A 12,003-nucleotide genomic window follows, 5' to 3' on the forward strand; every position below is an offset into this window, starting at 1 on the left:
GGACGCAATAAACTCATCAATTCATATTGTATTCGGTTATGTGCATTTATTATGTTCAGTTTCGTTCATTTGAATGCCATTGCTGAAGAGTCAGTGATGAATCAGCTTGTTGAAGTAGATTTTCAACTAAGTAAGAAAAAAGAAGGTGTCATAACAGTAGAGTTAGCTTCTGCTGCTGCGACGGTGGATTTACGTAAAGAAAAAGATAAGTTGATTATTGAATTGCATGACACCAAAGTCAGCGATGATAAATTGGTTATCTTAGATGTTGAAGATTTTGCCACTCTTGTTTCTCGTATTGAAACATTTAGAGAGCCAAGTAGTACTGTTTTATCTGTTGATGTTAAAGGCGACTATCAATATGACTACTTCCTAAAAGGACCTTCTTTGCAAGTGGTGGTATCTCAATTGCCAGAAAGTGAGAAAAAATCGCCAATTAGCTCGAATAGTGAAGATAAAAGTAAGCCTATTTCGATTAACTTTCAAGATATTCCAGTTCGTCATGTATTGCAGCTGATCGCGGATTATAATGATTTTAACTTGGTTGTTGCTGACTCTGTTACGGGGAATTTAACCTTACGTCTGGATGGTGTGCCATGGCAGCAAGTGCTTGATATTATTCTTCAAGTTAAAGGGTTAGATAAACGTGTCGAGGGTAACGTTGTTTTGATCGCACCCAAAACAGAACTTGATGCACAAGAGCAGCAAGTATTAGAGCAAGCTCAAATGGCATCTGAGCTGGCTGCGCTATCATCTGAGATCCTTTCCATTAAATACGCTAAAGCGTCAGATATTGCAGAGCTGCTTGTTGGTGAAGGTGAAATTACCATGTTATCTAGCCGTGGCAGTATCACGGTAGATGAACGTACAAACTCTTTATTGTTAAGAGACCTTCCAGAGAACATTACGGTAATCAAAGACATCATTGATACGTTAGATATTCCAATTAAACAGGTTCAAATTGAAGCTCGTATTGTAACGGTAAATGAAGGTAACTTAGATGAGTTAGGGGTTCGTTGGGGGATAACCAATACCAACGGCAGTACAACAGTTGGTGGCTCTATTGAAAGCAATTTAGCCGCTGTGGGATTGTATGATGGCGGTGGAAGTGATGATAAGAAGAGTGGCAATAATAGTCTTCCTGTCGATGATTTCTTAAATGTGAACTTAGGGCTAGCGAATCCTGCCGCTTCAAGCATTGCTTTTCAGGTGGCGAAATTAGGCTCTGATTTATTGCTTGATTTAGAACTTTCGGCACTTCAAGCTGAATCTAAGGCTGAGATTATCTCTAGTCCACGTTTGATTACCACCAATAAGAAACCTGCGTATATTGAACAAGGTACAGAGATCCCTTACTTAGAAGCTTCATCCAGTGGGGCAACATCCGTTTCATTTAAAAAAGCGGTATTAAGCTTAATGGTGACGCCACAAATTACGCCTGATAATCGATTAGTTTTAGACTTAACGGTAACACAAGATAGACCAGGGCAAGTGGTTAAAACGGGTACTGGTGAGGCGGTAGCTATTGATACTCAACGTATTGGTACTCAAGTATTAGTTGATAATGGAGAAACGGTTGTTTTAGGTGGTATTTATCAACATTCGTTATCAAATAGCGTTGAGAAAGTGCCTCTTCTTGGTGACTTACCTCTGCTTGGGGCGTTATTTCGTCGAAGCTCTGAAAATATAGGTAAAAAAGAATTATTGATATTCGTTACGCCAAAAGTTGTTATACAGTAATGAGATAGTATTCAAATTCAGCATGATTTATAGGAAAAAAAGCGGTAAAAAAAAATAATTATGCTGAACTTTTCATCTAGCTATTGCAATCACTACTAGTTAGCTGAGATAATTTTCGGTCTGATCACGAAATATCTGTGAGGAATATGGTGCCACAGGCGAGCGTCTATTAAAGAGACAACTGTTGGCAATGTCGTTAATGAACTTTGCATAATTTCTGAAAAATGGCTGAAAAACGAAATATTTTCCTTGTTGGCCCAATGGGCGCCGGCAAAAGCACAATTGGTAGACACTTAGCTCAACAACTTCATATGGAGTTTCTTGATTCTGATACGGTAATCGAAGAACGCACAGGCGCAGATATTGCTTGGGTTTTCGATGTTGAAGGTGAAGAAGGTTTCCGTAAACGTGAAGAAGGTGTGATTAACGATCTTACTCAAGAGCAAGGTATTGTTCTTGCGACGGGTGGTGGCTCTGTAATTAGTAAAGAGAGTCGTAATCGTTTATCTGCTCGTGGTGTTGTTGTATATCTTGAAACTACAATTGAGAAGCAGTTAGCACGCACACAACGTGATAAAAAACGTCCACTGCTTCAAACTGATGAGCCTCGTGAAGTGTTAGAAGCACTAGCGAAAGAACGTAACGCACTTTATGAAGAAGTGTCTGATTACGTTGTTCGTACCGATGATCAAAGTGCAAAAGTAGTTGCAAACCAAATCATTCAAATGCTTGAAGAGCGTTAATTTAAGCAATTAATAGACATAAAGTGGGAACGAATCATGGAAACGATTCATGTAGATTTAGCAGAACGTAGCTATCCCATCTCTATCGGCGCCGAGTTGTTTTGCAACCCGGCGCATTTTTCATCTGTAATACCTGCCAAAAAACGTGTTGTCGTTATTAGTAATGTGACGGTTGCGCCTCTGTATGCCCAACAAATTATTGACACTTTAAACACCTTTGAATGCCAAGTATCACTGCTTGAATTAGACGATGGTGAACAATATAAAAATTTAGATACTTTTAACCAAATACTTACTTTCTTACTTGAAGAAAATCACAGTCGTGATGTGACGATTGTTGCTTTAGGTGGTGGTGTTGTTGGTGATGTTGTTGGTTTTGCTTCTGCTTGCTATCAACGAGGTGTCGACTTTATTCAAATACCTACCACGCTTCTTTCTCAGGTTGATTCATCTGTTGGCGGCAAGACGGCCATTAATCACCCCCTTGGTAAGAATATGGTTGGTGCTTTCTATCAACCAAAAGCCGTTATTATTGATATAAACTGCCTTAAAACATTACCTGAGCGTGAATTTGCTGCAGGAATGGCTGAGGTGATTAAATATGGCATCATTGTTGATAGAGAGTTTTTTGATTGGCTTGATGAGAATATGGATAAATTATACGCGTTAGATCATGATGCGTTGATTTATGCGATTTCACGTTGTTGTCAAATCAAAGCGGATGTCGTTGCTAAAGATGAAAAAGAATCAGGAATGCGTGCACTCTTGAACCTAGGTCATACTTTTGGTCATGCGATTGAAGCTGAAATGGGTTACGGTAATTGGCTTCATGGTGAAGCAGTTTCTGCCGGAACGGTTATGGCAGCGGTAACCGCGCAAAAAGAGGGATTAATTTCCCAGTCTGATGTAGAGCGCATTTGTTCTATCTTAGAAAAAGCCAAGTTACCATTAAAAGCACCAAAAGAAATGACAGTAGATGCGTTTATGAAGCACATGATGCGTGATAAGAAGGTCTTATCAGGTAAATTGCGTTTGGTTCTACCAACTTCCATTGGTAGCTCTGAAGTAGTTACAGGTGTTTCTGAAAGCGTACTTGCTGAAGTAATTGAGCAATGTAAGGCATAGAAAAAGATATGAGTATTGGTCATGATTTAACTGTTTTGGAATTAGAAAGCCAAATTGATGTGTTATCCCGCATTCAGTTTGTTTCTCGTTTTGGTTCTAATTTAGTTCACATAGAAGGAGTCAAAGGCTCTGGTAAATCGTGGCTAGCTCAGCGTTACCTTGAAAAATGGTGTGATGATGCAGATCAAGTGCTATTGATGTGTCACCCAAATCAATCTATTCAACAACAGCGTGGCATTATTTTAAAGCAAGTGGTTCGAGACCCTTTGTTTAATGAGTCTGATTCTGTTGTCGATAGTGTTGGTCGAATGCTTGCTGGTGAAAAGTGTAACTTAGTCTTAGCGATTGATGATGCGCATTTGCTTTCATCTGAGCTTCTAAGTGAGTTATGGCTATTGGTTCAAAAAGCGCAATCGGCACCAAATTGGCAAATTAATATTTTATTATTTGCTGAAAAAGGAAAGCTAACTCAAACACTGTCTCAAATGTCTTATGGGCAGGATAATAAACCTGTTGATATTGATATTAATCCATTAACAGAAGAAGAAGCCGTTACTTTTGCTGAAATGTTAGTGGTTCGTTTTGCTGTCGATAAAGACGAAAAATCGCGTCTTCGTACTTTGGCCCGTAAATGTAAGCGTCTGCCCGCTGAACTAGTTGCTCTTGGGGAGAAGAAAACAGAGCGTCGCGTTATTATTCGTTCGGTGACTCGATCACCTGTTGGTATTTTAGGACTAGCGTCTGTTTTATTACTTGGTTCTGCTGGAGCGTATTGGTGGTTAAATCAATCATCAACGATGCCAATTTCATCTATTGTCGATAACACATTAGAGCAAGATACTCGAGTTGCATTAGATTTAGATGGAAATCCAACGTCAATTGATACTGAAGTAGATAAAACAAATCAACCAGAAGACGATACGCATTCTATTCCACCAGATGTAATTGATACTCCGATCATTGCTGAGACAACGGAAGAAGAAGGTAAGCGTGTGGTTGTTCCTTCAGAGTTAGTTGACTCTTTAGTAACTGAAGATAAAGAAGTACAAGAGAAACCAACACTGGACGTTGAACCTGTTCAACCAGAAGAAAAGCCAACGGTTGAAAAAGCACCTACAGCAACACAAGAAAAAGCGGATAAACCAAAAACAACATCTGAAAGTAAGAAAAAAGATGAAAAAACATCGGTTTCTACAGTAACGCCTGACAAAGCAGACTCTAAAATTACATTTACTTTAGCGGATAAAGAGCTAAAAGCGATTTCAAGTAAGCGTTATATATTGCAATTAGCTGCTTTGACTAATGAAGAGGCGGTGCAAGAATTTTTGGATGACCATAAAATAGAAGGTTCTGCTCGTATTTATCAAGCATTAAGAAATGGTTCTATTTGGTATATTGTTAGTTATGGTGATTATGAATCAATTTCATCCGCTCGTGGAGCAGTAAAAACTTTGCCAGCGTCAGTTCAAAGCTTGGGTCCTTGGGCTAAATCGTTAGTACAAGTCCATCGCGAGATTGATTCTGTAAAATAACCATAAGATAAACAGATCCTAGCTAAAAAATAGGGTACAATCCCCCGCTTTCTGGATTAAGGTAAAAAGGCGTAAAAGACGTATGAAAAAGCATCGCGCATTTCTCAAGTGGGCTGGCGGTAAATATAGCCTAGTAGAAGAAATTCAACGTCATCTCCCTGATGCTAGAAAATTGATAGAGCCTTTTGTTGGGGCGGGTTCTGTATTTTTGAATACAGATTATGATCATTATCTATTAGCGGATATTAATCCAGATCTTATCAATCTTTATAATCACCTTAAAGATGAACCGCAGCGTTTTATTGAAGACGCTCGCGCGTTATTTCAACCTGAATACAATAAAAAAGAAGTGTATTTAGCGTTACGTGTTGAGTTTAATCAGTGTACTGATACTTATCGTCGTTCGTTATTGTTTTTATACATGAATCGTCATGGTTTTAATGGTTTATGCCGTTATAACAAGAAAGGTGGCTTTAATGTGCCATTTGGTTCGTATAAAAAACCATATTTCCCAGAAAAAGAGATGGTGTTTTTTGCTGAAAAAGCGAAGAAAGCAACATTTGTTTGTGAAGGGTATATGGATACATTTAAACGTGCTCGCAAAGGTGCGGTTGTTTATTGTGATCCTCCTTATGCGCCGTTATCAACGACCGCTAACTTTACCTCTTATGCAGGAAATGGTTTTTCGTTGGATGATCAAGCTGCATTAGCTGATGTTGCAGAGAAAGCCGCATTTGAGCGTGATATACCCGTATTGATTTCAAATCACGACACAACATTGACTCGACGCTTATATCATGGTGCGACACTTAATACGATTAAAGTGAAAAGAACCATTAGCCGAAATGGGGCAGGGCGAAATAAAGTGGATGAGCTTATGGCTTTGTTTCATGCACCTAAATGCACAGAATAAGTTAACTTAAGACTCTTTTTTCTTCGAACGCCAGATTTATGTGATTTGTGTCCCTTTATTCACATAAGACAGCCCCCAAAATATCAGGTAGAATTGCGCCGTCGATTTAATCGATTGCGCTATATCAATTTAGCGGTATCTAAATAATTACTAACCTGAGGCTCAACATGAAAGATTTTTTGATCGCACCATCTATTCTCTCTGCTGATTTCGCTCGTCTAGGCGAAGACGTTGAAAAAGTACTAGCGTCAGGTGCTGATGTGGTTCACTTCGATGTAATGGATAACCACTATGTTCCAAATTTAACTTTTGGTGCTCCAATCTGTAAAGCATTACGTGATTATGGCATCACAGCTCCTATTGATGTTCATTTAATGGTTAAGCCTGTTGATAGTATTGTTCCTGAGTTTGCAAAAGCGGGTGCAACAATGATCACTTTCCATGTAGAAGCTTCAGAGCATATTGATCGTACACTTCAATTAATCAAAGAGCACGGTTGTCAGGCTGGTGTAGTTTTAAACCCAGCAACACCATTATCATGCCTTGAATACATCATGGACAAAGTGGATATGATCTTACTAATGTCTGTAAACCCAGGCTTTGGCGGTCAATCTTTCATTCCAAATACACTTGATAAGCTACGTGCAGTACGCAAAATGATTGACGAGTCAGGTCGTGATATTCGTCTTGAAATTGATGGTGGCGTAAAAGTGGATAACATCCGTGAAATCGCAGAAGCGGGTGCAGATATGTTTGTTGCAGGTTCAGCTATCTTTAATCAACCAAACTACAAAGAAGTGATTGATGAAATGCGTGCTGAATTAGCAAAAGTAAAAGGTAACTAAGGTTCATGTTTGAAGATATCAAACTGATCGCTTTTGATTTAGATGGAACGCTACTTGATAGCGTTCCTGATTTAGCTCGAGCGGTGGATCTTGCGATGCAAGACATGGGATACCCTCGCGTTACATTAGAGCAAGCATCTCATTGGATTGGTAATGGTGCAGATGTACTCGTTTCTCGCGCGTTAAGTCAAAACTATATCGTGAAAGATGATCTTGATGCTGAATTAATAAAGCAAGCTCGTGCAAGATTAGATCAACATTATCATGACGGCGGTCATCAACTTAGTCACCTCTATCCTGATGTCAAAGACACGTTAGAACGATTGCATCAGCAAGGTTATACCTTGGCGTTGGTAACGAACAAACCGTCTCAATTTGTACCTGAACTTCTTGAGCAGCATCAGCTTACTCACTTATTTAGTGATGTGATTGGTGGTGATACGTTCGCCGAGAAGAAACCGAATCCTTTTGCGCTAAATTGGCTGCTTGATAAACATGGTTTAACGGCGCCTCAAATGCTAATGGTCGGGGATTCTAAAAATGATATTCAAGCGGCTCAAGCTGCCGGATGTCATAGCTTTGCACTGACTTATGGCTATAATCATGGTGAACCTATCTCAGATAGCCAACCTGATGTAGTTAGCGATGAATTTAAGTATTTATTAGCCGTGTTGAGTATGGCAAGATAGTATTCATTGATAAGTACAGTGACTATTAATGTTCAGGCTTATCAAACTATATAGAATAACCATTAAATGATCCCACAGTGGATCATTTAATTTTTACAGTTAAACAAGGAATCATAACCATGAGCAAGCCCATCGTATTAAGTGGCGTTCAACCATCAGGTGAACTAAGTATCGGTAACTACTTGGGTGCTCTACGTCAATGGCAACAGATGCAAGACGATTATGATTGTCAGTACTGTGTGGTAGATTTGCATGCAATTACGGTTCGTCAAGATCCTAAAGCACTGCATGAAGCGACACTAGATGCGTTGGCAATTTGTCTAGCAGTTGGTGTTGATCCAAAGAAGAGCACGCTATTTGTTCAGTCACACGTTCCAGAGCATGCTCAGCTTGGTTGGCTTCTTAACTGTTACACTCAAATGGGTGAGTTGAGCCGTATGACTCAATTTAAAGATAAATCAGCACGTCATTCAAATGATGTCAATGTTGGTTTATTTGATTACCCAGTGCTAATGGCAGCGGATATTCTACTTTATGGTGCACATCAAGTGCCTGTAGGTAGTGATCAGAAACAACACTTAGAATTAGCGCGAGATATCGCAACACGCTTTAATAATATTTATAGCCCAGAAGCGCCAATCTTTACTGTGCCAGAACCTTACATTCCACAAGTGAATGCTCGTGTTATGAGCCTACAAGATGCGACGAAGAAAATGTCTAAATCAGATGATAACCGTAAGAACGTAATCACGCTGTTAGAAGAGCCTAAGTCAATTCTTAAGAAGATCAATAAAGCACAAACGGATGCAGAAATGCCACCACGCATTGCTCACGATTGGGAAAATAAAGCAGGTATTTCAAACCTTATGGGTCTGTACTCTGCTGCGACTGGCAAAACGTTTGAAGAGATCGAAGCACAATACCAAGGTGTTGAAATGTACGGTCCTTTCAAGAAAGATGTGGGTGAAGCGATTGTTACTATGCTTGAGCCGATCCAAGAAGAATACAAGCGTATTCGTGAAGATCGTGCTTATATGGATGCAGTAATGAAAGCGGGTGCTGAGAAAGCGTCTGAGCGTGCAGCTGTGACATTGAAAAAAGCGTATGAAGCAGTAGGTTTTGTTACTCGCCCATAGCGCCTTATTGTATTTAAGTTCCATCAATTGCTCGTAGGCTGACCTGCGAGCAATTTTTATTTTATCCATCTTATAAAGTAGTTCTTTTATGCTATTAATGATCGACAATTATGATTCGTTTACTTACAACCTATATCAGTATTTCTGTGAATTGGGTGTTGAAGTAAAAGTCGTTCGTAATGATGAAATCGATATTGTAGGTATTGAAGCACTAAACCCTTCTCATTTAGTTATCTCCCCAGGTCCATGTACCCCAAATGAAGCTGGCATTTCATTAGAAGCCATTAAGTATTTCGCCGGTAAATTACCGATTCTTGGCGTATGCTTAGGCCATCAATCCATTGCTCAAGTATTTGGTGGGGATGTGGTTCGAGCTAAAAAAGTCATGCACGGTAAAACTTCTGCAATTACTCACACTAGCCGTAGCGTTTTCAAAGGGTTAAATAACCCGCTTACGGTGACACGTTACCACTCATTGATTGTGAAAAAAGAGACACTACCAGAGTGCTTTGAAGTGACTGCATGGACAGAAACTGAATCAGGTGACATGGATGAGATCATGGGATTTTGTCATAAAAGTTTACCTATTGAAGGCGTACAGTTTCACCCTGAGTCTATTTTGACTGAACAAGGTCATGAGATCTTACGTAACTTTATCCAAAAATAACTATTACCTCATAATGATGAGCGATCTAGCTCACCCTTCTTACTTTTTCTTTACTTTTATAACGTTTTTATTTTTGTGCAACTTTATGCATAGGGTGGTGCGTTTCTGTTCTTATAAAATCGTTTACATATCAAGCAAGCTGCGATAGCTTGAGTTTATAACTATTCTAAAAAACTGATTTATCAGTCATTGAATTGTATCGGTTAATGCTTTTTTAGTTCAAAAAAAGAATTTTGTGCTATTGAAAAGGTTAATGGTTTGTAAATATTATGCAGGATAACGGCATACGCAGAAGGAAAGTGTGATGACGACCAATTCACAAGTTGAACGTAAAGATTTTAATGATGTAATGGTACCTTGTTATAACCCAATGGAAGTGATCCCTGTAAAAGGCGAGGGAGCTCGAGTATGGGACCAAACGGGTAAGGATTACATTGATTTTGCTGGAGGTATTGCAGTGAGCTGTTTAGGCCACTGTCATCCTATTATGGTTAATGCACTACAAGAGCAGTCACAAAAGTTGTGGCATTTAAGTAATGTTATGACCAATGAGCCAGCTATTCGACTCGCTAAAAAGTTAACTGAAGTCTCTTTTGCTGAAAAAGTATTTTTTGCTAACTCAGGTGCTGAAGCGAATGAAGCGGCGTTGAAGTTAGCGCGTCGTTGGGCTGTGGATGTTCATAGCGAAGAAAAGAGTGAAATAATTGCTTTTAAACAAGGCTTTCATGGTCGAACTTTCTTTACTGTAACCGTTGGCGGTCAAGCTGCGTATTCTGATGGTTTTGGTCCTAAACCGGGTGATATTACTCATTTAGAATACAATAACCTTGCTGAACTTGAAGCACACATGTCTGATAAAACGTGTGCGGTAATGATGGAGCCATTACAGGGAGAAGGGGGGATAGTTTCGCCTACTTCTGAATTTGTAAAAGGCGTAAAAGCATTATGTGAAAAGTACAATGCACTGCTGATTTTTGATGAAGTTCAAACAGGTAATGGCCGAACTGGTGATTTTTATGCCTATCAAGGTTTAGGCGTTACACCTGATATTCTCAGTACTGCTAAATCACTTGGTGGTGGTTTCCCTATCGGAGCTATGCTCACTACGACTGAACTGGCTCAGCATTTAAAAGTAGGAACCCATGGTTCGACTTATGGTGGTAATCCACTTGCTTGTGCTATTGCGGAAGCGGTGGTTGAAGAAGTATCAAAACCTGACGTTTTAAATGGCGTTAAAGAGCGCGAGCAATGGTTCCGTTCGAGTCTAGAAGCATTAAATGCCAAATATCATATGTTTTCAGAGATCCGAGGCAAAGGTTTATTGCTTGGTGCTGCTCTAAATGAAGAGTGGCAAGGTCGAGCTCGTGACATATTGGTGGCAGCAGGAGAGCAAGGTTTGATGGTACTTGTTGCTGGCGTTAATGTGGTTCGATTTACCCCATCATTAGTGATTACAAAAGAAGAAGTTGAGTTAGGTTTTGAGCGCTTAGATAAGGCACTTGCTTCTCTAACGAAATAACGCTTTAAAGAATATTAGGCAACTCATGGTCGAGTTGCCTTTGTTTTTGGCATCGGAGGGAATATTGATGCTTGTTATCCGTCCTATTACTCAAGAAGATTATCCTGCCCTTCATCAATGTGCTGTTGAATCTGGACATGGGTTCACTTCGCTTCCTGTTAATGAAGAACAGTTAAGAAATCGTATCGATCATTCGATAGATAGCTTTCAGAAAGACGTGACAGAGCCGGGTGTTGAAGGCTACCTCATGGTTGGTCAAGATTCAGTTACTGGAGAGGTAACTGGTACAACTGGCATTGAAGCAGCTGTCGGTTTAGATTCGCCATTCTATAATTATCATATTAGTAAAGTCGTGCATTTTTCTCGTAAATTAGATGTACATAATGTCGTGAAAGTGCTGACATTTGGTAGTAATTACACAGGAAGTACCGAGATATGTACCTTATTTCTTCGTCCTGAATATCGAGAAGGATTAAATGGGCGGTTGATGTCGAAAGCTCGATTTTTGATGATGGCAGAGCATCCCCATCGCTTCTCCGATACCATTTTTGCTGAAATGCGCGGTGTTTCAGATAAAGAAGGTGAATCGCCATTTTGGAAGTGGCTACAAAAGCATTTTTTCTCTATCGATTTTACTGAAGCTGATTACTTAACTGGCATTGGCTACAAAGGCTTTATCGCAGATCTTATGCCAAAACTTCCTATTTATGTCAGCCTATTAAGTAAAGAAGCTCAGGCTGTAATCGGTAAAGTTCATGACAATACAAAACCTGCTTTAAAACTTTTAGAGAATGAAGGGTTCCGTTGTCGTGGCTACGTAGATATTTTTGATGCAGGCCCAACCGTTGAATGTGATTTACGCAGTATAGAGTCAGTTCGTAATTCGTTTAAAGCCAAAGTGATTATTACAGAGCACAGCAGTTCACAACAGTATTTGATTGCAAATACGTCATTTGAAAATTTTAGAGCAACCGCAACAACGGCTGCCTATGATAAAGCCACTGATACTGTTCATTTAACACCAGAAGCAGCAGAAGCATTGCAAGTTGACGTTGATGATTACGTACGTTTATTAGCTCAATAGGGGACATAGA

11 protein-coding genes are annotated in these 12,003 nt (G+C 39.6%); all 11 read left to right on the top strand.

What is annotated here, in order from left to right; translation table 11 throughout:
• Positions 1 to 51 precede the first annotated feature (51 nt).
• The 11 genes from HC728_RS03665 (at position 52) to astA (ending at position 11,993) form a co-directional block, all read left to right on the top strand.
• Entirely contained in the window at positions 52 to 1,740 is a 1,689-nt protein-coding gene (locus tag HC728_RS03665; protein ID WP_012533907.1) for a type IV pilus secretin PilQ, read from the top strand.
• A 224-nt stretch (positions 1,741 to 1,964) separates the two neighbouring features.
• Positions 1,965 to 2,483, top strand: a complete 519-nt coding sequence (gene aroK, locus HC728_RS03670) for a shikimate kinase AroK (protein WP_005421091.1) — start codon at positions 1,965 to 1,967, stop codon at positions 2,481 to 2,483.
• 36 nt (positions 2,484 to 2,519) lie between these two features.
• Positions 2,520 to 3,608 carry a 3-dehydroquinate synthase gene (gene aroB, locus HC728_RS03675; RefSeq protein ID WP_011262699.1) on the top strand — a complete coding sequence of 363 codons (1,089 nt, stop codon included), beginning with the start codon at positions 2,520 to 2,522 and terminating at the stop codon, positions 3,606 to 3,608.
• Positions 3,609 to 3,616: 8 nt separating this feature from the next.
• Positions 3,617 to 5,140 (top strand): SPOR domain-containing protein, encoded by a 1,524-nt coding sequence (locus HC728_RS03680; protein ID WP_065622797.1) that lies wholly within the window; start codon positions 3,617 to 3,619, stop codon positions 5,138 to 5,140.
• A gap of 82 nt (positions 5,141 to 5,222) precedes the next feature.
• Positions 5,223 to 6,053 carry an adenine-specific DNA-methyltransferase gene (gene dam / locus HC728_RS03685; RefSeq protein ID WP_012534276.1) on the top strand — a complete coding sequence of 277 codons (831 nt, stop codon included), beginning with the start codon at positions 5,223 to 5,225 and terminating at the stop codon, positions 6,051 to 6,053.
• A gap of 167 nt (positions 6,054 to 6,220) precedes the next feature.
• Positions 6,221 to 6,898, top strand: coding sequence for a ribulose-phosphate 3-epimerase (rpe, locus tag HC728_RS03690; RefSeq protein WP_005421083.1), 678 nt, complete (start codon positions 6,221 to 6,223; stop codon positions 6,896 to 6,898).
• A 5-nt stretch (positions 6,899 to 6,903) separates the two neighbouring features.
• Positions 6,904 to 7,587: a phosphoglycolate phosphatase gene (locus HC728_RS03695; protein ID WP_005421082.1), complete on the top strand. Its 684-nt coding sequence runs from the start codon at positions 6,904 to 6,906 to the stop codon at positions 7,585 to 7,587.
• Positions 7,588 to 7,706: 119 nt separating this feature from the next.
• Complete coding sequence (trpS, locus tag HC728_RS03700; protein WP_005421081.1) at positions 7,707 to 8,723, top strand: tryptophan--tRNA ligase; 1,017 nt, start codon at positions 7,707 to 7,709, stop codon at positions 8,721 to 8,723.
• 88 nt (positions 8,724 to 8,811) lie between these two features.
• On the top strand, positions 8,812 to 9,390 hold the full coding sequence (locus HC728_RS03705) for an aminodeoxychorismate/anthranilate synthase component II (RefSeq protein ID WP_005421080.1): 579 nt from the start codon (positions 8,812 to 8,814) through the stop codon (positions 9,388 to 9,390).
• A gap of 304 nt (positions 9,391 to 9,694) precedes the next feature.
• On the top strand, positions 9,695 to 10,909 hold the full coding sequence (locus tag HC728_RS03710) for an aspartate aminotransferase family protein (RefSeq protein ID WP_065641109.1): 1,215 nt from the start codon (positions 9,695 to 9,697) through the stop codon (positions 10,907 to 10,909).
• A gap of 67 nt (positions 10,910 to 10,976) precedes the next feature.
• Positions 10,977 to 11,993, top strand: coding sequence for an arginine N-succinyltransferase (gene astA / locus HC728_RS03715; RefSeq protein WP_012533280.1), 1,017 nt, complete (start codon positions 10,977 to 10,979; stop codon positions 11,991 to 11,993).
• Positions 11,994 to 12,003 lie beyond the last annotated feature (10 nt).

It is taken from the genome of Aliivibrio sp. S10_S31 (genome assembly GCF_014694495.1).
Classification (GTDB): Bacteria; Pseudomonadota; Gammaproteobacteria; order Enterobacterales; family Vibrionaceae; genus Aliivibrio; species Aliivibrio fischeri.

Excerpts from the sequence above, each read along its gene's own strand:
- HC728_RS03665 (WP_012533907.1), top strand. The coding sequence starts at position 52 with ATGTTCAGTTTCGTTCATTTGAATGCCATTGCTGAAGAGTCAGTGATG.
- aroK (WP_005421091.1), top strand. The coding sequence starts at position 1,965 with ATGGCTGAAAAACGAAATATTTTCCTTGTTGGCCCAATGGGCGCCGGC.
- aroB (WP_011262699.1), top strand. The coding sequence starts at position 2,520 with ATGGAAACGATTCATGTAGATTTAGCAGAACGTAGCTATCCCATCTCT.
- HC728_RS03680 (WP_065622797.1), top strand. The coding sequence starts at position 3,617 with ATGAGTATTGGTCATGATTTAACTGTTTTGGAATTAGAAAGCCAAATT.
- dam (WP_012534276.1), top strand. The coding sequence starts at position 5,223 with ATGAAAAAGCATCGCGCATTTCTCAAGTGGGCTGGCGGTAAATATAGC.
- rpe (WP_005421083.1), top strand. The coding sequence starts at position 6,221 with ATGAAAGATTTTTTGATCGCACCATCTATTCTCTCTGCTGATTTCGCT.
- HC728_RS03695 (WP_005421082.1), top strand. The coding sequence starts at position 6,904 with ATGTTTGAAGATATCAAACTGATCGCTTTTGATTTAGATGGAACGCTA.
- trpS (WP_005421081.1), top strand. The coding sequence starts at position 7,707 with ATGAGCAAGCCCATCGTATTAAGTGGCGTTCAACCATCAGGTGAACTA.
- HC728_RS03705 (WP_005421080.1), top strand. The coding sequence starts at position 8,812 with ATGCTATTAATGATCGACAATTATGATTCGTTTACTTACAACCTATAT.
- HC728_RS03710 (WP_065641109.1), top strand. The coding sequence starts at position 9,695 with ATGACGACCAATTCACAAGTTGAACGTAAAGATTTTAATGATGTAATG.
- astA (WP_012533280.1), top strand. The coding sequence starts at position 10,977 with ATGCTTGTTATCCGTCCTATTACTCAAGAAGATTATCCTGCCCTTCAT.